Here is a 20,623-nt window from a genome sequence, read left to right on the forward strand (position 1 = left end):
CATGAACAGCACGCTTATCCAGACAGACCGTTTCACCTTGAGTGAAACCGAGCGCTCGGCCATCGAGCACGAGCTGCATCACTACGAAGATCCGCGCGCAGCGTCGATCGAAGCCCTGAAGATCGTCCAGAAGGAACGTGGCTGGGTGCCGGACGGCGCGCTCTACGCCATCGGCGAGATGCTCGGCATTCCTGCCAGCGACGTTGAAGGCGTAGCGACGTTCTACAGTCAGATCTTCCGCCAGCCCGTCGGCCGTCACATCATTCGTGTGTGCGACAGCATGGTCTGCTACATCGGTGGCCACGAGTCCGTGGTCAGCGAGATCCAGAACAAGCTGGGCATCGGCCTCGGCCAGACCACCGCCGACGGCCGCTTCACGCTGCTGCCGGTGTGCTGCCTGGGCAACTGCGACAAGGCGCCGGCGTTGATGATCGACGACGACACATTCGGTGACGTGCAGCCTGCTGGCGTGACCCAATTGCTCGAGGGCTACCCATGACCCTGACCTCTTTCGGCCCGGCCAACCTGATCAAGCGTTCGCCTGAGACCCACCCGCTGACCTGGCGCCTGCGTGACGACGGCGAGCCGGTATGGCTCGACGAGTACCAGGCCAAGAACGGCTATGCCGCTGCGCGCAAGGCGTTTGCCGACATGACCCAGGACGACATCGTCCAGACCGTGAAGGATGCCGGCCTCAAAGGCCGCGGCGGCGCAGGCTTCCCCACGGGCGTGAAGTGGGGCCTGATGCCCAAGGACGAATCCATCAACATCCGCTACCTGCTGTGCAACGCGGATGAAATGGAGCCCAACACCTGGAAAGACCGCATGCTGATGGAGCAACTGCCCCATCTGCTGATCGAAGGCATGCTGATCAGCGCCCGCGCGCTGAAAACCTACCGTGGCTACATCTTCCTGCGCGGCGAATACACCACCGCCGCCAAGCACCTCAACCGTGCCGTGGAAGAAGCCAAGGCGGCTGGCCTGTTGGGCAAGAACATCCTCGGTTCTGGGTTCGACTTCGAGCTGTTCGTGCACACCGGCGCCGGGCGTTATATCTGCGGTGAAGAAACCGCGCTGATCAACTCCCTCGAAGGCCGCCGCGCCAACCCGCGCTCCAAGCCGCCCTTCCCTGCCGCCGTCGGCGTGTGGGGCAAGCCGACCTGTGTAAACAACGTCGAGACCCTGTGCAACGTGCCGGCGATCATTGCCGACGGCGTGGACTGGTACAAGTCGTTGGCCCGGGACGGCAGCGAAGACATGGGCACCAAGCTCATGGGCTTCTCCGGCAAGGTCAAGAACCCTGGCTTGTGGGAACTGCCCTTCGGCGTGACCGCTCGCGAGCTGTTCGAGGATTACGCCGGCGGCATGCGCGACGGCTATACCCTCAAGGCCTGGCAGCCAGGTGGCGCGGGTACCGGTTTCCTGTTGCCCGAGCACCTGGATGCACAAATGTACGCCGGCGGCATCGGCAAGGTCGGAACCCGTATGGGCACTGGCCTGGCCATGGCGGTGGACAACACCGTCAACATGGTGTCGTTGCTGCGCAACATGGAGCAGTTCTTTGCCCGCGAGTCCTGCGGCTTCTGTACCCCGTGCCGCGATGGCCTGCCATGGAGCGTCAAGTTGCTGATGTCCCTGGAAAATGGCGAAGGCCGTGAGGGTGATATCGAGACCCTGCTGGGCCTGGTCGGCTTCCTCGGCCCAGGCAAGACCTTCTGTGCCCACGCACCGGGCGCAGTGGAGCCTTTGGGCAGCGCAATCAAATACTTCCGCTCGGAGTTCGAAGCCGGCATCGCGCCTACCAGCGCCGCCGTCCCGCCCCTGGCAAAGCCGATCGTAGTCGGCGCGTAACGCTTAAAAAAGCGAAGGGTCCGTGCCCTTCGCTTTCTCATGTGATGACGCCTTGAACGGCTGTGTTGATTCACATGAATAACAAGATTCCATTAGCCACGCCCGCTGACACCGGGCCAACGAAGATCTTTGAACCATGGCCACTATCCACGTAGACGGCAAAGCGCTCGAAGTCGATGGGGCAGACAACCTGTTACAGGCGTGTCTGTCACTAGGTCTCGACATCCCTTATTTCTGCTGGCACCCCGCTTTAGGTAGCGTCGGTGCCTGTCGCCAGTGCGCGGTCAAGCAGTACACCGACGAGAACGACACCCGTGGTCGCATCGTCATGTCCTGCATGACGCCAGCCACCGACAACACCTGGATCTCCATCGATGATGATGAATCCAAGGCGTTCCGCGCCAGTGTCGTTGAATGGCTGATGACCAACCACCCCCACGACTGCCCGGTCTGTGAGGAAGGCGGTCACTGCCACTTGCAAGACATGACGGTGATGACCGGCCACAACGAGCGCCGTTATCGCTTCACCAAGCGTACCCACCAGAACCAGCAACTGGGCCCGTTCATTTCCCACGAAATGAACCGCTGCATCGCCTGCTACCGCTGCGTACGCTTCTATAAAGATTACGCCGGCGGTACCGACCTGGGCGTATTCGGCGCCCACGACAACGTGTACTTCGGTCGCGTTGAGGATGGTGTGCTCGAAAGCGAGTTCTCCGGCAACCTGACCGAGGTCTGCCCGACCGGTGTGTTCACCGACAAGACCCACTCCGAGCGCTACAACCGCAAGTGGGACATGCAGTTCGCCCCGAGCATCTGCCACGGTTGCTCCAGCGGTTGCAACATTTCCCCAGGCGAGCGCTACGGTGAACTGCGTCGTATCGAAAACCGCTTCAACGGCTCGGTCAACCAGTACTTCCTGTGCGACCGTGGCCGTTTTGGCTACGGCTACGTCAACCGCGAAGACCGTCCTCGCCAACCATTGCTGGCCGATGGCGCCAAACTGAGCCTGGACGACGCGCTGGATAAAGCCGCAGACCTGCTGCGCGGTCGCAATATCGTCGGTATCGGTTCGCCACGCGCCAGCCTCGAAAGCAACTACGCGTTGCGCGAACTGGTGGGCGCCGAGCACTTCTACTCGGGCATCGAAGCCGGTGAACTGGAGCGCGTCCGCCTGGTCCTGCAGGTCCTGAACGACAGTCCGCTGCCGGTTCCGAACATGCGCGACATCGAAGACCACGACGCCATCTTCGTGCTCGGTGAAGACCTGACCCAGACCGCTGCCCGCATCGCCCTGTCGCTGCGCCAATCGGTCAAAGGCAAGGCCGAAGACATGGCCGACGCCATGCGCGTCCAGCCTTGGCTCGACGCCGCGGTGAAAAACATCGGCCAGCACGCGCTGAACCCATTGTTTATCGCCTCCCTGGCTGAAACCAAGCTCGACGACATCGCCGAAGAATGCGTTCATGCTGCACCGGACGACCTGGCCCGCATCGGTTTCGCCGTAGCCCACGCCCTCGACGCCAGCGCACCTGCCGTCGAAGGCCTGGACACGGAAGCCGTCGAACTGGCCCAGCGCATTGCCAATGCCTTGCTGGCAGCCAAGCGTCCGCTGATCATTGCCGGTACCTCACTGGGGTCCAAGGCGCTGATCGAAGCCGCCGCCAACATCGCCAAGGCCCTCAAGCTGCGCGAGAAGAACGGCTCCATCAGCCTGATCGTACCGGAAGCCAACAGCCTCGGCCTGGCCATGCTCGGTGGCGAGTCCGTGGACGCCGCCCTGCAAGCCGTGACCGAAGGCCGTGCCGACGCCATCGTTGTGCTGGAAAACGACTTGTACACCCGCACCGATGCCGCCAAAGTCGACGCAGCATTGGCCGCCGCCAAAGTGCTGATCGTGGCCGACCATCAGAAGAATGCCACCAGTGATCGCGCCGACCTGGTGCTGCCCGCCGCAACCTTCGCCGAAGGCGACGGTACCCTGGTCAGCCAGGAAGGCCGCGCCCAGCGCTTCTTCCAGGTGTTTGATCCAAAGTACATGGATGCCAGCATCCTGGTTCACGAAGGCTGGCGCTGGCTGCATGCCCTGCGCGCGACCTTGCTGAACCAGCCGATCGACTGGACCCAGCTCGACCACGTGACCGCAGCCTGCGCCTCAAGCGCACCGCAACTGGCACGCATCGTCGACGCTGCGCCGTCCGCCGCGTTCCGTATCAAGGGCATGAAACTGGCCCGTGAACCGCTGCGTTACTCCGGTCGTACCGCCATGCGCGCTGACATCAGCGTGCACGAACCGCGCACCCCGCAAGATAACGACACAGCGTTCGCCTTCTCCATGGAAGGTTACTCGGGTTCGGTCGAACCGCGTCAGCAAGTACCTTTCGCTTGGTCTCCGGGCTGGAACTCGCCGCAAGCCTGGAACAAGTTCCAGGACGAAGTCGGTGGTCACATCCGCGCTGGCGACCCGGGCACCCGCCTGATCGAAAGCACCGGTGACTCGCTGAACTGGTTCGCCGCAGTACCGCGTCCATTCAACCCGGCCCAAGGCACCTGGCAGATCGTGCCGTTCTTCCACCTGTTCGGCAGCGAAGAGAACTCTTCCAAAGCCGCGCCGGTTCAAGAGCGCATCCCGGCTGCCTACGTAGCCTTGGCCAAGTCGGAAGCCGATCGCCTGGGCGTCAATGACGGTGCCCTGCTCAGCTTGAACGTAGCCGGCCAGACCCTGCGTCTGCCGCTGCGCATCAACGACGAGCTGGGTGCCGGCCTGGTTGCACTGCCAAAAGGCCTCGCCGGCATTCCTCCGGCAATCTTTGGCAAAACCGTTGACGGTCTGCAGGAGGCAGCGCAATGACTTGGTTCACTCCTGAAGTGATCGACGTGATCATCTCGGTGGTCAAGGCCATCGTGATCCTGTTGGCCGTGGTCGTCGCGGGCGCCCTGCTCAGCTTCGTTGAGCGTCGCCTGCTGGGCTGGTGGCAGGACCGCTACGGTCCGAACCGCGTTGGCCCGTTCGGCATGTTCCAGATCGCCGCCGACATGCTGAAAATGTTCTTCAAGGAAGACTGGACCCCGCCGTTTGCCGACAAGGTGATCTTCACCCTGGCACCGGTCGTGGCCATGAGCGCCTTGCTGATTGCCTTTGCAATCATCCCGATCACCCCGACCTGGGGCGTGGCGGACCTGAACATCGGCTTGCTGTTCTTCTTCGCCATGGCCGGTCTGTCGGTCTACGCGGTGCTGTTCGCCGGCTGGGCCAGTAACAACAAGTTCGCCCTGCTGGGCAGCTTGCGCGCCTCGGCCCAGACCGTGTCCTATGAAGTGTTCATGGGCCTGGCATTGATGGGTATCGTGGTGCAGGTTGGCTCGTTCAACATGCGCGACATCGTCGAGTACCAGGCACAGAACCTGTGGTTCATCATTCCGCAGTTCTTCGGTTTCTGTACCTTCTTCATCGCTGGCGTGGCCGTGACTCACCGTCACCCGTTCGACCAGCCGGAAGCGGAACAGGAACTGGCCGACGGTTACCACATCGAATATGCCGGCATGAAATGGGGCATGTTCTTCGTCGGTGAGTACATCGGCATCATCTTGATCTCGGCCCTGCTGGTGACCTTGTTCTTCGGCGGCTGGCACGGACCGTTCGGCATCCTGCCGCAACTGGCATTCTTCTGGTTCTTCCTGAAGACCGCGTTCTTCATCATGTTGTTCATCCTGCTGCGCGCTTCCATCCCGCGCCCAAGGTATGACCAGGTGATGGATTTCAGCTGGAGATTCTGCCTGCCGCTGACCCTGATCAATTTGCTGGTGACTGCTGCCGTTGTGTTGTTGAACACGCCAGCGGGCGCGGTTCAGTGAGGATTTGACCCATGTTCAAATATATTGGCGACATCGTTAAGGGTACCGGTACCCAGTTGCGAAGCCTGGTGATGGTGTTCGGTCACGGCTTTCGCAAACGCGACACCCTGCAATACCCGGAAGAAGCGGTCTACCTGCCGCCGCGCTATCGCGGCCGTATCGTGCTGACCCGCGACCCCGATGGCGAAGAACGCTGTGTAGCCTGCAACTTGTGCGCCGTGGCGTGCCCGGTGGGCTGCATTTCGCTGCAGAAAGCTGAAACCGAAGACGGTCGCTGGTACCCGGACTTCTTCCGCATCAACTTCTCACGCTGCATTTTCTGCGGCCTCTGCGAGGAAGCCTGCCCGACCACCGCGATCCAGCTCACCCCGGATTTCGAGATGGCCGAGTTCAAACGTCAGGACCTGGTGTACGAGAAAGAAGATCTATTGATCTCTGGTCCCGGTAAAAACCCTGATTACAACTTCTATCGTGTTGCAGGTATGGCCGTTGCCGGTAAGCCGAAAGGCGCCGCACAAAACGAAGCCGAGCCGATCAACGTGAAGAGCTTGCTGCCTTAAGGAAGAAAGATGGAATTCGCTTTCTATTTCGCATCGGGTATTGCAGTGGTATCCACGCTTCGCGTGATCACCAACACCAACCCCGTGCACGCCCTGCTCTACCTGATCATTTCGCTGATCGCCGTGGCCATGACTTTCTTCAGCCTCGGCGCACCGTTTGCCGGTGTGCTGGAAGTGATCGCCTATGCCGGCGCCATTATGGTGCTGTTCGTGTTTGTGGTGATGATGCTCAACCTGGGGCCGGCTTCGGTCGCCCAGGAACGCGTCTGGCTCAAGCCCGGCATCTGGCTTGGCCCGGTGATCCTGGCAGCGTTGCTGCTGGCTGAACTGCTGTATGTACTGTTCGCCCACCAGAGCGGCCAGGCCATCGGCCACACCACCGTAGACGCCAAGGCCGTGGGCATCAGCCTGTTCGGCCCGTACCTGTTGGTGGTCGAACTGGCTTCGATGCTGCTGCTCGCGGCAGTCATCACCGCCTTCCACTTGGGCCGCAACGAAGCCAAGGAGCAATGACGATGCCTGCTATCCCCTTGGAGCATGGTCTGGCGGTCGCCGGCATCCTGTTCTGCCTTGGCCTGGTCGGCCTGATGGTTCGCCGTAACATTCTATTCGTGTTGATGAGCCTGGAAATCATGATGAACGCTGCCGCACTGGCGTTCATCGTAGCCGGCGCACGTTGGGGCCAGCCGGATGGACAAGTGATGTTCATCCTGGTTATCAGCCTGGCAGCCGCCGAGGCCAGTATTGGCCTGGCGATCCTGCTGCAACTGTATCGTCGCTTCCATACGCTTGATATCGACGCTGCCAGTGAGATGCGCGGATGAACATGATCTTTCTGACTTTCGTATTTCCCCTGGTCGGTTTCCTGCTGCTGTCGTTCTCCCGTGGACGCTGGTCGGAAAACCTCTCGGCGCTGATCGGCGTGGGTTCCATTGGGTTGTCGGCGATTGTTACCGCCTACGTCATCTGGCAATTCAACGTCGCGCCTCCGGAAGGCGGTCACTACACCCTGGTGCTGTGGCAGTGGATGTCGGTGGAGGGCTTCAAGCCCAACTTCGCCCTCTACGTCGACGGCCTGTCGATCACCATGCTTGGCGTAGTGGTCGGCGTGGGCTTCCTGATCCACCTGTTCGCGTCCTGGTACATGCGCGGTGAAGCGGGTTACTCGCGCTTCTTCTCGTACACCAACCTGTTTATCGCCAGCATGCTGTTCCTGGTGCTCGGCGATAACCTGTTGTTCCTGTATTTCGGTTGGGAAGGCGTGGGCCTGTGCTCCTACCTGTTGATCGGTTTCTACTACAGCAACCGCAACAACGGTAACGCGGCACTCAAGGCCTTTATCGTGACCCGGATCGGCGACGTGTTCATGGCCATCGGCCTGTTCATCCTGTTCCAACAGGTGGGCACGCTGAATATCCAGGAACTGTTGGTGCTGGCACCGCAGAAATTCCAGGTCGGCGACTTCTGGATCACCCTGGCAACCCTGATGCTGCTAGGCGGCGCTGTCGGTAAATCCGCACAACTGCCGCTGCAAACCTGGCTGGCGGACGCGATGGCCGGTCCTACACCGGTTTCGGCACTGATCCACGCCGCAACCATGGTGACCGCTGGTGTCTACCTGATCGCCCGTACCCACGGCCTGTTCACCCTGGCGCCAGAGATCCTGCATCTTGTCGGCCTGGTAGGTGGCGTGACATTGGTGCTGGCCGGTTTCGCCGCACTGGTACAGACCGACATCAAGCGTATCCTTGCCTACTCGACCATGAGCCAGATCGGCTATATGTTCCTGGCCCTGGGCGTCGGCGCCTGGGACGGCGCGATCTTCCACCTGATGACCCACGCCTTCTTCAAGGCCCTGCTGTTCCTTGCTTCCGGTGCAGTGATTGTTGCCTGCCACCACGAGCAGAACATCTTCAAGATGGGCGGCCTGTGGAAGAAGTTGCCGTTGGCCTACGCCAGCTTCATCGTCGGCGGCGCTGCACTGGCTGCGCTGCCACTGGTGACCGCAGGTTTCTACTCCAAGGACGAAATCCTCTGGGAAGCCTTTGCCAGCGGAAACCAGGGTCTGCTGTACGCAGGACTGGTGGGTGCGTTCATGACCTCGTTGTACACCTTCCGCCTGATCTTCATTACCTTCCACGGTGAAGCCAAGACCGAGGCCCATGCAGGCCATGGCATTTCCCACTGGCTGCCACTGTCGGTGCTGATCGTCCTGTCGACCTTTATCGGCGCCATGATCACCCCGCCACTGGCCGGTGTATTGCCACAAAGCGTCGGCCATGCCGGCGGCGCAGACAAGCACAGCCTGGAAATCGCCTCGGGCGCCATTGCCATCGCCGGTATCCTGCTTGCAGCGCTACTGTTCCTTGGCAAGCGTCGCTTCGTGACTGCGGTCGCCAACAGTGGCATCGGGCGCTTCCTTTCGGCCTGGTGGTTCGCTGCCTGGGGCTTCGATTGGATCTACGACAAACTGTTCGTCAAGCCTTACCTTGCGATCAGCCATGTACTACGCAAAGACCCGCTCGACCAGGCTATCGGTTTGATCCCGCGTGCCGCCAAGGGTGGACACAATGCCCTGAGCCGCAGCGAGACTGGCCAATTGCGTTGGTATGCCGCTTCCATGGCTGCCGGTGCCGTCCTGGTGATCGGCGCCATCGTTGTGGTAGCGGTCTGACTATGTACATTGCGAACTTTGCGAACCTGCGAAAGGAAACGAGCCCGTCATGATTCTGCCCTGGCTAATCCTGATTCCCTTTATCGGCGGCCTGCTCTGCTGGATGGGTGAGCGCTTCGGCGCCACCCTGCCCCGCTGGATTGCGTTGCTGACCATGTCCCTGGAACTCGCACTCGGCCTCTGGCTGTGGGCCCATGGTGACTATTCATTTGCTCCGGCACCGGGTGCCGATCCAAGCTTCGCGCTTGAGTTCAAGCACGTCTGGATCGAGCGCTTCGGCATCAATGTGCATCTGGCCCTGGACGGCCTGTCGCTGTTGATGATCCTGCTGACCGGCCTGCTGGGTATCCTCTCGGTACTGTGCTCCTGGAAAGAGATCCAGCGTCACGTGGGCTTCTTCCACCTGAACCTGATGTGGATCCTGGGCGGCGTGGTCGGCGTATTCCTCGCCCTCGACCTGTTCATGTTCTTCTTCTTCTGGGAAATGATGCTGGTGCCGATGTACTTCCTCATCGCGCTCTGGGGTCACAGTTCTTCGGACGGCAAGAAAACCCGGATCTACGCGGCGACCAAGTTCTTCATCTTCACCCAGGCTTCCGGCCTGATCATGTTGGTGGCGATCCTCGGTCTGGTACTGGTCAACTTCAACACCACCGGCGTGATTACCTTCAACTACGCCGACCTGTTGAAGACCAAGATGTCGCTGACCACCGAGTACATCCTGATGCTCGGTTTCTTCATCGCGTTCGCGGTGAAGCTACCAGTGGTGCCGTTCCACTCCTGGTTGCCTGACGCTCACGCCCAGGCGCCAACCGCAGGTTCCGTCGACCTGGCCGGTATCCTGTTGAAGACCGCGGCCTACGGCCTGCTGCGTTTCGCCCTGCCGTTGTTCCCGAATGCCTCGGCCGAGTTCGCGCCGATCGCCATGACCCTGGGTCTGATCGGGATTTTCTACGGTGCGTTCCTGGCCTTTGCCCAAACCGACATCAAGCGTCTGATTGCCTTCTCGTCCGTTTCCCACATGGGCTTCGTACTGATCGGCATCTACTCCGGCAGCCAGCTGGCATTGCAAGGCGCGGTGATCCAGATGTTGGCCCACGGTGTCTCGGCAGCCGCACTGTTTATCCTCAGTGGTCAGTTGTACGAACGCCTGCATACCCGTGACATGCGTGAAATGGGTGGCGTGTGGTCGCGCATTGCCTATCTGCCGGCCATCAGCCTGTTCTTCGCCGCCGCGTCCCTGGGCTTGCCGGGTACCGGCAACTTCATCGGCGAGTTCCTGATTCTGATGGGTGCTTTCGTGCAAACACCGTGGATCAGCGCAATCGCCACTTCCGGCCTGGTATTCGGTTCGGTCTACTCGCTGATCATGATCCACCGCGCCTATTTCGGTCCGGCCAAGTCCGACACCGTCCTGCAGGGGATGGATGCTCGCGAACTGATCATGGTGCTCGGCCTTGCGGTACTGCTGATCTACATCGGCGTGTACCCGCAACCGTTCCTGGATACTTCTGCCGCGACGATGCATGGCGTGCAGCAGTGGTTCAGCACCGCCTTCACTCAACTCGCTTCGGCCCGGTAAGAGCGCTATGGAATTCACGATCCAACACTTTATCGCGCTTGCGCCGCTGCTGATCACCAGCCTCACCATCGTGGTGGTGATGCTGGCGATCGCCTGGCGCCGCAATCACTCACAAACGTTCCTGCTGTCCACCGCCGGTTTGAATCTGGCCTTGCTGTCGATCATCCCGGCACTCAAGGTCGCGCCACTGGCGGTCACCCCGCTGATGATGGTCGATGACTTCGCGCTGCTGTACATCGCGCTGATCCTCGTCGCGACACTGGCCTGCGTCACCCTCGCCCATGCCTATCTGGGCGAAGGCGGCACCGGCTACCCGGGCAACCGCGAAGAGCTATACCTGCTGATCCTGCTGGCTGCGGCCGGCGGTATCGTGCTGGTCAGCGCGCAACACCTGGCTGGCTTGTTCATCGGCCTGGAACTGCTGTCGGTCCCGACCTACGGCCTGGTGGCCTATGCCTTCTTCAACAAGCGTTCCCTGGAAGCCGGCATCAAGTACATGGTGCTGTCGGCCGCCGGTTCCGCGTTCCTGTTGTTCGGTATGGCCTTGCTCTATGCCGAAGCCGGTAACCTGAGCTTCAGCGGTATCGGTCAAGCACTGGCAACCACCAGCATGCCTGCACCGATCGCACAGTTGGGCCTGGGGATGATGTTGATCGGCCTGGCATTCAAACTGTCGCTGGTACCGTTCCACCTGTGGACTCCGGACGTGTACGAAGGCGCCCCGGCGCCTGTAGCTGCGTTCCTGGCCACGGCCTCGAAAGTGGCGGTGTTTGCGGTAATGGTGCGTCTGTTCCAGATCTCCCCTGCGGCCAACACCGGGGTGCTGAGCAACGTACTGACCATCATCGCCATCGCATCGATCCTGTTCGGCAACCTGTTGGCGCTGACCCAGAACAACCTCAAGCGTCTGCTGGGTTATTCGTCCATCGCGCACTTCGGCTACCTGCTGATCGCCCTGGTGGCGAGCAAGGGTTTGGCGGTAGAAGCGATTGGCGTGTACCTGGTCACCTACGTGATCACCAGCCTTGGCGCGTTCGGCGTGATCACGCTGATGTCCTCGCCTTACAAAGGCCGCGACGCCGACGCCCTGTACGAATACCGTGGCCTTTTCTGGCGCCGTCCGTACCTGACCGCCGTACTGACCGTGATGATGTTGTCCCTGGCCGGTATCCCGCTGACCGCGGGCTTCATCGGCAAGTTCTACATCGTCGCTACCGGTGTTGAAGCCCACGAGTGGTGGTTGGTTGCCTCCCTGGTGCTGGGTAGCGCCATTGGCGTGTTCTACTACCTGCGCGTGATGGTCACCCTGTACCTGATCGAGCCAAACCTTCGCCGTGTGGACGCCGAACTGCACTGGGAACAGAAAGCTGGCGGCGTGATGCTGCTGGCAATCGCCCTGCTAGCGTTCTTCCTGGGTGTCTACCCACAACCGTTGCTCACCCTGGTGCAGCATGCGGTGATGGCGGGTTGATCGTTTAGCGACAAGCAGCAAACAAAACGGCACCTTCGGGTGCCGTTTTGCATTTATGGGAGTTGATCCAAACAGTGCGGCGCAGCGTCGACCACTTTCGTGAGCAAGCCCGCTCCCACATTTGATCGCATTCCAAAGGACGAACTCAGTCAAATGTGGGAGCGGGCTTGCTCGCGATGGCGGAAGCAGAAACACCACAAAAAACGGCACCTCACGGTGCCGTTCTACTCACTTCTCTCACCTCACTTACGCGCCGCCTCCCACGACTTGAGCAAGTCGGCGTAGTTCACGGTCTCACCCTTGGGCTTTTCGTTCGCCAGTTTCGGCTTCGGCGCTCCAGGCTGGTCAAACCAGTATTGCGCGTCACGCTCAGGATTCATCTTCGGCCCACATACCGGTTGCACCTTGGCGCGCTCCAAGCGCGTCATGATTGCGTCCTGCTCCTTGGCCAGATTATCCAGGGCCTGTTGCGGGGTCTTCTCGCCACTGGCGGCAGCCGCGATATTACTCCACCACAGTTGCGCCAGACGTGGATAATCCGGCACGTTGGTGCCGGTAGGTGTCCACTGCACCCGTGCGGGGCTGCGATAGAACTCCACCAGGCCACCCAGCTTCGGCGCCATTTCAGTCATGGCCTGGGAGTTGATGTCCGACTCACGAATCGGCGTCAGACCGACGATGGTTTTCTTCAGCGAGACGGTTTTCGAGGTGACGAACTGTGCATAGAGCCAGGCCGCGAGTTTTTGTTTTTCCGGCGTGGACTTGAGGAACGTCCAGGCACCCACGTCCTGATAACCGAGCTTCATTCCCTCTTCCCAGTACGGGCCGCGTGGTGATGGGGCCATGCGCCATTTTGGCGTGCCATCGGCGTTCACTACCGGCAGGCCCGGCTTGGTCATGTCGGCGGTGAATGCGGTGTACCAGAAGATTTGCTGGGCGATATTACCCTGTGACGGCACCGGTCCGGACTCGGAAAAGGTCATGCCCGCTGCTTCCGGTGGTGCGTAGGCTTTCATCCAGTCCACGTATTTTTGCGTGGCGAATACTGCCGCCGGGCCGTTGGTGTCGCCGCCCCGGGTGACGCTGGAGCCGACCGGATGGCAATCCTCGACACGAATCCCCCACTCATCCACCGGCAAGCCATTAGGCAAGCCTTTGTCGCCACCTCCGGCCATGGAGAACCAGGCATCAGTGAAGCGCCAGCCCAGCGATGGGTCTTTCTTGCCATAATCCATGTGCCCATAGACGCGCTTGCCGTCGATTTCCTTGACGTCCTCGCTGAAGAATTTGGCGATATCTTCATAGGCGGACCAATTCACTGGCACACCCAATTCGTAGCCGTATTTTTCCTTGAACTTGGCTTTCAGGTCGGCGCGCTCGAACCAGTCGGCACGGAACCAGTACAGGTTGGCGAACTGCTGGTCGGGCAACTGATAAATCTTGCCGTCCGGCGCGGTAGTGAAGGAAATACCGATGAAGTCCTTGAGGTCCAGGGTCGGCGAAGTGAAGTTTTTGCCTTCGTTGGCCATCAGGTCGGTGATGGACTCAGTCTTGCCATAGCGAAAGTGCGTACCGATCAGGTCCGAGTCATTGACCCAGCCGTCATAGATATTCTTGTCGGACTGCATCTGGGTTTGCAGCTTCTCCACCACGTCGCCTTCCTGCAACAGATCGTGGGTCAGCTTGATCCCGGTGATTTCACTGAACGCTTTGGCCAGCACCTTGGATTCATACTCATGGGTGGTGAGGGTTTCCGACACCACGTTGATCTTCATCCCACGAAACGGCTCGGCCGCCTTGATAAACCACTTCAGCTCTTCAAGCTGCTGGGCTTCGTCAAGGGTGGACGGTTTGAACTCACTGCCAATCCATTTTTTCGCGGCTTCTTCGTACGCATCGGCCCAGGCCGCAGCACTCAGGCCGCTGAGCGACAATACGGCGGCCAATGAAATGCTATGTCGCAGCTTATTGTTTTTATCGAACATAGAGACCTCCTGGTTAGGTTCAAAAGGGACGCCAGTGGCTATCCCCAGCGCATCACACACAACAGCCACACCAGAGACAGCGCGGACGCCACCCAGATGCTCCAGCCGGTTACGCCGATTACCAGCAGATGCAGGTAAGCGCTTCCGAGAAGACCGATAAACAAGCGATCACCACGGGTCGTGCTGATCGGTAAAAACCCACGCCGCGGGATACTCGGCGAGCGCAATTCCCAGGTGGTCATGCCCGCCAGCAACAGGGCAATAGCCGCAAAGAACAGCGCGGTCGGGGTGGTCCAGGCCATCCATTCCATCATCGAATCCTCAGACCCGGCCCAGGGCAAAGCCCTTGGCCACATGGTTGCGAACAAACCAGATCACCAGCATGCCCGGCAAAATGGTCAACACCCCGGCCGCCGCGAGCACGCCCCAGTCAATCCCGGATGCGGATACGGTGCGAGTCATCACCGCGGCAATCGGCTTGGCGTTGACCGACGTCAGCGTGCGCGCCAGTAGGAGTTCGACCCAGGAGAACATAAAGCAGAAAAACGCCGTGACACCGATGCCCGAGCCAATCAAGGGGACGAAAATCTTTACGAAAAACTTGGGAAAGCTATAGCCATCGATGTAGGCGGTTTCATCAATTTCCTTGGGCACCCCAGACATGAATCCCTCCAGGATCCATACCGCCAACGGCACGTTGAACAAGCAGTGGGCCAGGGCCACGGCAATATGTGTATCGAACAGGCCAATCGACGAATACAGCTGGAAAAACGGCAGCAGAAATACCGCAGGTGGAGCCATGCGGTTAGTCAGCAGCCAGAAGAACAGGTGCTTGTCCCCCAGAAACCGGTAGCGCGAAAACGCGTAGGCCGCCGGCAACGCCACTGCCAGAGAAATCACCGTGTTCAGGCTCACGTAATACAACGAGTTGAGGTAACCGGTGTACCAACTGGGGTCGGTGAAAATCACCTTATAGTTGGCCAAGGTGAAGTGCTGGGGAAACAGCGTCAGGCTACCGAGGATTTCGGTGTTGCTCTTGAAAGACATGTTCAGCAGCCAGTAGATCGGTACCAGCAGGAACAAGATATAGATCAACAGGGGCACCACTTTGCGCATGCTCATAGGGGCAACCTCAGCGATTGGCATCGGAATGGGTCATGGCGGTGTAGAACAGCCAGGACACCAACAGGATGATCAGGAAATACACCAGCGAGAACGCCGCGGCCGGCCCCAGGTCAAATTGGCCTATCGCCATTTGGGTCAAGGTCTGACTCAAGAAGGTAGTCGCGTTACCCGGGCCCCCTCCCGTCAATACGAACGGCTCGGTGTAAATCATGAAACTGTCCATAAAACGTAACATCACGGCGATCAGCAGCACGCTCTTCATCTTCGGCAACTGGATATGTCGGAACACCGCCCAACTGGATGCCCGATCAATACGCGCAGCCTGGTAATACACATCCGGTATCGCCCGCAGTCCCGAGTAACACAGCAGCGCCACCAGCGACGTCCAGTGCCACACATCCATCACCAACACCGTGACCCAGGCGTCCATGGTGTTGGCGGCATAGTTGTAGTTGATGCCCATGGCATTAAGGGTTGAGCCCAGCAGGCCGATATCGGCGCGCCCGAAGATCTGCCAGATGGTGCCGACCACGTTCCACGGGATCAGCAGCGGGATCGCCATGACAATCAACACCAGCGACGACCAGCGGCCCTTGGTTGGCATGGTCAGGGCGATGGCAATGCCCAGCGGAATTTCGATCAGCAACACACAGGCCGAGTAAATGAACTGGCGCAACAGCGAGTCATGCAGGCGCGGATCCAACAACACCTGCCTATACCAATCGGCACCGACGAAATAACGACTGGACTGGTCGAAAATATCCTGCACCGAGTAATTGACCACGGTCATCATCGGGATCACCGCGCTGAACGCCACCAGCAGAAACACCGGTAAAACCAGCCACCAGGCCTTGTTGTTCTGCACCTTGTTCATGGCCGTGCCTCCAGCAAGTAATCATCGGCGTAAACCATCAGCCATTGGGCCGGAAAGCTGATGGATGCCCTGCCCTCGGGTACCGGTTTGTCTTCGGCCAGGCGCACTTTCAGCGGTGCGCCATCCAGGTTGAGGGTCAGGATCTTGTAGGTGCCCAGGTCTTCGACATGGACGACATCGGCCTGCAACGCATCAGGATTTGGCTCGTCCCACACATGGATAAATTCAGGACGAATGCCGACCTGGAGCTTCTTGTAGTTCGTATCCGAAATCTGCCGTTGCTGCACCTCGGACAGTGCCAGACGAGTGCCGGCAAACCGCACACCACCGTCGTCGGCCTGCACCTCGATCAGATTCATCCCAGGGCTGCCGATGAAGTAACCGACAAACGTATGACTGGGCCGCTCGAACAGCTCTCGCGGCGTACCGAACTGCACGATCTGCCCGCCATACATCACCGCAATCTTGTCGGCAAAGGTCGAGGCTTCCAACTGATCGTGGGTCACGTAGACCATGGTGATGTTGAACTGCTCGTGGATTTGCTTGAGCTTGCGCCGCAGTTTCCACTTCAAGTGTGGATCGATGACCGTCAGCGGTTCGTCGAAAAGGATTGCCGACACGTCGTCACGCACCAGCCCACGACCCATTGAAACCTTCTGCTTTTCGTCGGCAGTGAGGTTGCGGGCCTTTTTGCCCAACAACAGTTGAAGATCAAGTACGTCGGCAATTTCCTGCACCTTGGTGTGAATCTTCGCCTCGGCCATGCCTTGGTTACGCAACGGAAACGCCAGGTTGTCGAACACCGTCATGGTGTCGTAGACCACCGGGAACTGGAACACCTGGGCAATATTGCGTTTTTCCGGGCTCAGGTCATTCACCACTGTGCTGTCAAACAGCACCTGCCCCTCCGATGGGCTGAGCAGGCCGGAGATGATATTGAGCAAGGTCGACTTGCCGCAGCCCGAAGGGCCGAGCAATGCATAGGCACCGCCCTGCTCCCAGACGTGGTTCATTTCCCGGATGGCGTAGTCTGAAGGATCAACCGGCGTAGGGCTGTAACTATGCGCCAGGTTCTGCAAGTGGATCTCGGCCATCAGGCAACCCTCGCGACGCGTCGTCCGGGAGCCTGGACCAAACGCCCCTGGCCATCGAACACAAACAGTTTATGGGTGGGGATATAAATGCGAATGGGCGCATCTACGTCGTACTCATGCACCCCCGGCAAGTGCAAAACCAGCAGGAAATGTTCGCTGCGCACATGCAGAAAAGTCTCCGAACCGCTGATCTCGGCTACTTCGACCGTTACGGCCAGCTCCAGGTCATCGTCGTTGCTGGGCACCAGGCTGATATGGCTGGGGCGTACGCCAAAACGGAACTCACCTTCACCGATAGGCCGCAAGTCGACGTTCATCGGGAAGTGAACGTCGTTGGCGAAACTCACTTCATTCCCGCTGATGCGTCCCGGCATCAGGTTGATCGGCGGCTCGGAAAACAACTCGGCCGCCAGCACCGTCTGCGGTTGGTGATAGACCTCGGCGGCCTTGCCACTCTGGATCACCCGGCCTTCGTGGAGAATCGTCGTGGTACCACCCAGCGCCAAGGCTTCGTTGGGCTCGGTGGTGGCGTAAATGGCAATGGTGTGGCGCGCCTTGAACAGTTCGCGCATTTCCTGGCGCAGCTCTTCACGCAGTTTGTAGTCCAGGTTCACCAGCGGCTCATCAAACAGGATCAGTTGGGCATCCTTTACCAACGCCCGTGCCATGGCCGTGCGCTGCTGCTGGCCGCCTGACAGTTCCAGAGGGTGGCGCTGCAGGAATTTCTCGATGCGCAGCATCTTCGCAGTCTCCAGCACCTTGCTCTGGATCTGCTCGTTGGACATGCCCGCCTGGCGGAGTGGCGAGGCGATGTTCTCGAACACGGTCATGGTCGGGTAGTTGATGAACTGCTGATACACCATCGATACGTTGCGCAGGCGCACCGGCTGTTGGGTGACGTCGACCCCGTTCATCAGGATGCGCCCGCTGTCGGGCTTGTCCAGGCCGGCCATCAAGCGCATCAGGCTGGTTTTGCCGGACAGGGTGCGGCCCAGTAAAACGTTGAAGGATCCGGCTTCAAAGCACAGATTGACATCATCGATCCAGGTCTGGCCTTCGACGACGCGGGAGACATGTTCCAGGGTCAATGACATAACACGCCCTTTTTATTCTTGGAAGATTCGGTACAGAGGGCACAGCGAGTTTCGTGCCAAAACTCGAAACTCCAGGTTGCTCAATGGTTTGGAAAAACACAGCGTTCATCTCTGAACAGAAATGAACGTTCACAACTGAACAACTGAACAACCACCGGGTTGACAATGAACAGATTTGAACAACACTGAATAAGCCCGTAAAAACAGACGAAACCTATCAAAATGTGGGAGCGGGCTTGCTCGCGATGGCAGTTTTTCAGTCGACGGATGTATCAACTGATTCGCTCGCTCCCACATTGGAATTGCGCAAGGCTCATAACAACAATAAAAAGAAGGTCACAATCATGGCCGCACCCGCCCCGCTGTTGCCACACGACACCATCATCCAGGACTCCTGGCGCCGCTGCCGTGCCTTCGGCCTGGATCACCAGAGCACGCCGAGCTTCGATCAACTGCCCGCCGAAGGCATCAGCCAATTGCTGGAGCGCCAGCATTCGCTGGTGCAGACCACTCATCAGGAAGTGCTGCCCTATTACGAAAACATTCTCAGCAATTCCAATTGCCTGATCATGTTGGCCGACCATCAAGGCCAGGTACTGACCTCTTGGGGCACCCAACGGTTTATCGACCCTAAACTGTCCCGTGGTTTCAGCGCCGGGGCCAGTTGGCTGGAGCGTTCAAGCGGCACCAATGCCATCGGCACCGCCCTGGCCTGTGCGCAGGCCGTACATATCGAACATGACGAGCACTTCCTCAAGGCCAACCGTTTCATGACCGGGTCGGCGGCGCCGATCTTTGATGCCCACCGCGAAATCATTGCAGTGCTGGATGTGTCCAGCGACAGCTATCTGCCGCCCTCCCACACCCTTGGCATGGTCAAGATGATGAGCCAGACCGTGGAAAACCGGCTGATCCTCAACCTGTTTGGCGGTGAGCATTTCCAGCTGACCTTCAATACCGGCCTGAACAACCTCGACAGCCAATGGGCGGGCCTGCTGATCTTCGATGAAAGCGGCCAGGTGCTATCAGCCAACCGTCGCGCCGACAATTTGCTCGGCATCAGCCTGTCGCGGGTCATGATCGACAGCCTGTTCAAAGTGTCCTTGCTGGAGCTGCTCAATCAACCCGAAGGCCTGCCGTTCGCGCTACAGGCTGCCGGACGTAATCGCTTTCAATGCCTGTTGAAGCGCCCCAGGCAAACACCAGTCCAGGCCCGGGTCTTCGCGCAGCCGGTACCTGCCGCACCGGCCGTCATCAGCCTCAAGAGCCTGCATTTTGGCGACAGTCGCGTGGAAAAAGCCGTGCGCCAGGCCGAGCGTCTACTGGAAAAAGACATCCCGCTGTTGATTCATGGAGAAACCGGGGTAGGCAAGGAAGTCTTCGTCAAGGCCCTGCACCAAGCCAGTTCCCGCAATCAACAAGCATTTATCGCGGTCAACTGTGCGGCAATTCCTGCAGAGCTGGTGGAATCGGAGTTGTTTGGCTACGAAAAAGGCGCGTTCACCGGTGCCAACCAGAAAGGTAGCATCGGCCTGATCCGCAAGGCTGACAAGGGCACGCTGTTTCTCGATGAAATCGGTGATATGCCCTTGCCCACCCAGGCCCGACTGTTGCGGGTATTGCAGGAGCGTTGCGTACAGCCGGTGGGCAGCAGCGAATTGTTCCCGGTGGACCTGCGCATTATCTCGGCCACCAATCGGTCGCTGCGCGAACAGGTGTTGATCGGACGTTTCCGCGAGGATCTGTACTACCGCATCGGTGGCCTGACCTTGGAACTGCCACCATTGCGCGAGCGCAGCGACAAACAGGCACTGTTCAAGCAACTCTGGCAACAGCACCGCGAACCCACGCAATGGGCCGGGCTCAGCGCCGAGGTATTGGCCCTGTTCGAACAACATCCGTGGCCGGGCAATCTGCGCCAGGTCAGCAGCGTGATGCAGGTGGCGCTGGCGATGGCCGAGGATCAACCGATCCGCCCGGAGCATCTGCCGGATGATTTTTTTGTCGACCTGGGACAGCCCACGCCCATTATGCAAATGGCCCCTCTGGACGAGACCCAGAACCTGAATCAAAGGCTGGACGCAGTCGGCGGCAATATCTCGCATCTGGCGCGGGAGCTAGGGGTAAGTCGTAATACGTTGTACAAGCGATTACGTGCTGCCACATAGTCGCAAATACCGTGCTTGTCCTTAGGCTTGATCGCCGCTTCATGTGGTTATGGGCGGTGTTGCAAGACAGAAAAAAAACCTTCCTCGTAAGCTGATTCTGATTTTCCGGACTACCACTCCGACCCTCCTTTTACTGTTGCAGACTCCGACGCCTCCTTCTTGCAGAGACGTCATGGATGACTGCTTCTTCGTCCCGTATTGCCTTTATCAAACATGAGCTGAATGGCTTTCATCAGAATCTGTCGGTGTACCGACAGCAGGTAACCTGCTGGAACGTACAAACACTGGAC

Annotated in this window: 17 protein-coding genes; 11 read left to right on the forward strand and 6 right to left on the reverse strand. The window is 59.3% G+C overall.

Going from position 1 to position 20,623, the window contains the following annotated elements; all coding sequences use genetic code 11:
- The first annotated feature begins 1 nt into the window (after window position 1).
- The 10 genes from nuoE (at window position 2) to nuoN (ending at window position 11,993) form a co-directional block, all read left to right on the forward strand.
- Window positions 2-499, forward strand: a complete 498-nt coding sequence (gene nuoE / locus OQ460_RS14125) for an NADH-quinone oxidoreductase subunit NuoE (RefSeq protein ID WP_154744205.1) — start codon at window positions 2-4, stop codon at window positions 497-499.
- The gene (gene nuoF / locus OQ460_RS14130; RefSeq protein ID WP_410018081.1) at window positions 496-1,851 is read left to right on the forward strand and encodes an NADH-quinone oxidoreductase subunit NuoF; all 1,356 of its coding nucleotides are present in this window, start codon (window positions 496-498) and stop codon (window positions 1,849-1,851) included. Before nuoE ends, nuoF begins: the two co-directional genes overlap by 4 nt.
- Before the next feature lie 136 nt (window positions 1,852-1,987).
- Window positions 1,988-4,702 carry an NADH-quinone oxidoreductase subunit NuoG gene (nuoG, locus tag OQ460_RS14135; RefSeq protein WP_410018082.1) on the forward strand — a complete coding sequence of 905 codons (2,715 nt, stop codon included), beginning with the start codon at window positions 1,988-1,990 and terminating at the stop codon, window positions 4,700-4,702.
- Window positions 4,699-5,706 carry an NADH-quinone oxidoreductase subunit NuoH gene (gene nuoH / locus OQ460_RS14140; protein ID WP_017737147.1) on the forward strand — a complete coding sequence of 336 codons (1,008 nt, stop codon included), beginning with the start codon at window positions 4,699-4,701 and terminating at the stop codon, window positions 5,704-5,706. The genes nuoG and nuoH overlap by 4 nt, the downstream gene beginning before the upstream one ends.
- 11 nt (window positions 5,707-5,717) lie before the next feature.
- Complete coding sequence (gene nuoI, locus OQ460_RS14145; RefSeq protein WP_003174725.1) at window positions 5,718-6,266, forward strand: NADH-quinone oxidoreductase subunit NuoI; 549 nt, start codon at window positions 5,718-5,720, stop codon at window positions 6,264-6,266.
- 9 nt (window positions 6,267-6,275) lie between these two features.
- Entirely contained in the window at window positions 6,276-6,779 is a 504-nt protein-coding gene (gene nuoJ, locus OQ460_RS14150) for an NADH-quinone oxidoreductase subunit J (RefSeq protein ID WP_058415522.1), read from the forward strand.
- Between the two features lie 2 nt (window positions 6,780-6,781).
- A complete protein-coding gene (nuoK, locus tag OQ460_RS14155) occupies window positions 6,782-7,090 on the forward strand; it encodes an NADH-quinone oxidoreductase subunit NuoK (RefSeq protein ID WP_003174727.1) in 309 nt (102 codons plus the stop codon).
- The gene (gene nuoL / locus OQ460_RS14160) at window positions 7,087-8,940 is read left to right on the forward strand and encodes an NADH-quinone oxidoreductase subunit L (protein ID WP_410018083.1); all 1,854 of its coding nucleotides are present in this window, start codon (window positions 7,087-7,089) and stop codon (window positions 8,938-8,940) included. Before nuoK ends, nuoL begins: the two co-directional genes overlap by 4 nt.
- Before the next feature lie 49 nt (window positions 8,941-8,989).
- Complete coding sequence (nuoM, locus tag OQ460_RS14165; protein WP_410018084.1) at window positions 8,990-10,522, forward strand: NADH-quinone oxidoreductase subunit M; 1,533 nt, start codon at window positions 8,990-8,992, stop codon at window positions 10,520-10,522.
- A gap of 7 nt (window positions 10,523-10,529) precedes the next feature.
- Complete coding sequence (gene nuoN, locus OQ460_RS14170; RefSeq protein ID WP_410018085.1) at window positions 10,530-11,993, forward strand: NADH-quinone oxidoreductase subunit NuoN; 1,464 nt, start codon at window positions 10,530-10,532, stop codon at window positions 11,991-11,993.
- Between the two features lie 242 nt (window positions 11,994-12,235).
- On the opposite strand, the gene OQ460_RS14175 is transcribed toward nuoN, so the two are convergent.
- Genes OQ460_RS14175 through OQ460_RS14200 form a run of 6 tightly spaced genes read right to left on the reverse strand, consistent with a single transcriptional unit; the run spans window position 12,236 to window position 18,165 of the window.
- On the reverse strand, window positions 12,236-13,978 hold the full coding sequence (locus tag OQ460_RS14175; protein ID WP_410018086.1) for a carbohydrate ABC transporter substrate-binding protein: 1,743 nt from the start codon (window positions 13,976-13,978) through the stop codon (window positions 12,236-12,238).
- A 38-nt stretch (window positions 13,979-14,016) separates the two neighbouring features.
- Entirely contained in the window at window positions 14,017-14,289 is a 273-nt protein-coding gene (locus OQ460_RS14180) for a DUF2160 domain-containing protein (protein ID WP_410022009.1), read from the reverse strand.
- Window positions 14,290-14,299: 10 nt separating this feature from the next.
- Complete coding sequence (locus OQ460_RS14185) at window positions 14,300-15,100, reverse strand: carbohydrate ABC transporter permease (protein ID WP_410018087.1); 801 nt, start codon at window positions 15,098-15,100, stop codon at window positions 14,300-14,302.
- A 10-nt stretch (window positions 15,101-15,110) separates the two neighbouring features.
- Complete coding sequence (locus OQ460_RS14190) at window positions 15,111-15,977, reverse strand: carbohydrate ABC transporter permease (RefSeq protein WP_410018088.1); 867 nt, start codon at window positions 15,975-15,977, stop codon at window positions 15,111-15,113.
- Entirely contained in the window at window positions 15,974-17,071 is a 1,098-nt protein-coding gene (locus OQ460_RS14195; protein WP_410018089.1) for an ABC transporter ATP-binding protein, read from the reverse strand. The genes OQ460_RS14190 and OQ460_RS14195 overlap by 4 nt, the downstream gene beginning before the upstream one ends.
- Entirely contained in the window at window positions 17,071-18,165 is a 1,095-nt protein-coding gene (locus OQ460_RS14200; RefSeq protein WP_410018090.1) for an ABC transporter ATP-binding protein, read from the reverse strand. Before OQ460_RS14200 ends, OQ460_RS14195 begins: the two co-directional genes overlap by 1 nt.
- A gap of 344 nt (window positions 18,166-18,509) precedes the next feature.
- Between OQ460_RS14200 and OQ460_RS14205 the strand changes: the two genes are divergently transcribed.
- Entirely contained in the window at window positions 18,510-20,333 is a 1,824-nt protein-coding gene (locus OQ460_RS14205; protein ID WP_410018091.1) for a sigma-54-dependent Fis family transcriptional regulator, read from the forward strand.
- The last annotated feature ends 290 nt before the right edge of the window (window positions 20,334-20,623 follow it).

It is taken from the genome of Pseudomonas imrae (assembly GCF_046352735.2).
GTDB lineage: Bacteria > Pseudomonadota > Gammaproteobacteria > Pseudomonadales > Pseudomonadaceae > Aquipseudomonas > Aquipseudomonas imrae.

Coding starts and splice junctions, on each gene's coding strand:
- nuoE (WP_154744205.1), top strand. CDS start 2: ATGAACAGCACGCTTATCCAGACAGACCGTTTCACCTTGAGTGAAACC.
- nuoF (WP_410018081.1), top strand. CDS start 496: ATGACCCTGACCTCTTTCGGCCCGGCCAACCTGATCAAGCGTTCGCCT.
- nuoG (WP_410018082.1), top strand. CDS start 1,988: ATGGCCACTATCCACGTAGACGGCAAAGCGCTCGAAGTCGATGGGGCA.
- nuoH (WP_017737147.1), top strand. CDS start 4,699: ATGACTTGGTTCACTCCTGAAGTGATCGACGTGATCATCTCGGTGGTC.
- nuoI (WP_003174725.1), top strand. CDS start 5,718: ATGTTCAAATATATTGGCGACATCGTTAAGGGTACCGGTACCCAGTTG.
- nuoJ (WP_058415522.1), top strand. CDS start 6,276: ATGGAATTCGCTTTCTATTTCGCATCGGGTATTGCAGTGGTATCCACG.
- nuoK (WP_003174727.1), top strand. CDS start 6,782: ATGCCTGCTATCCCCTTGGAGCATGGTCTGGCGGTCGCCGGCATCCTG.
- nuoL (WP_410018083.1), top strand. CDS start 7,087: ATGAACATGATCTTTCTGACTTTCGTATTTCCCCTGGTCGGTTTCCTG.
- nuoM (WP_410018084.1), top strand. CDS start 8,990: ATGATTCTGCCCTGGCTAATCCTGATTCCCTTTATCGGCGGCCTGCTC.
- nuoN (WP_410018085.1), top strand. CDS start 10,530: ATGGAATTCACGATCCAACACTTTATCGCGCTTGCGCCGCTGCTGATC.
- OQ460_RS14175 (WP_410018086.1), bottom strand. CDS start 13,978: ATGTTCGATAAAAACAATAAGCTGCGACATAGCATTTCATTGGCCGCC.
- OQ460_RS14180 (WP_410022009.1), bottom strand. CDS start 14,289: ATGGAATGGATGGCCTGGACCACCCCGACCGCGCTGTTCTTTGCGGCT.
- OQ460_RS14185 (WP_410018087.1), bottom strand. CDS start 15,100: ATGAGCATGCGCAAAGTGGTGCCCCTGTTGATCTATATCTTGTTCCTG.
- OQ460_RS14190 (WP_410018088.1), bottom strand. CDS start 15,977: ATGAACAAGGTGCAGAACAACAAGGCCTGGTGGCTGGTTTTACCGGTG.
- OQ460_RS14195 (WP_410018089.1), bottom strand. CDS start 17,071: ATGGCCGAGATCCACTTGCAGAACCTGGCGCATAGTTACAGCCCTACG.
- OQ460_RS14200 (WP_410018090.1), bottom strand. CDS start 18,165: ATGTCATTGACCCTGGAACATGTCTCCCGCGTCGTCGAAGGCCAGACC.
- OQ460_RS14205 (WP_410018091.1), top strand. CDS start 18,510: ATGGCCGCACCCGCCCCGCTGTTGCCACACGACACCATCATCCAGGAC.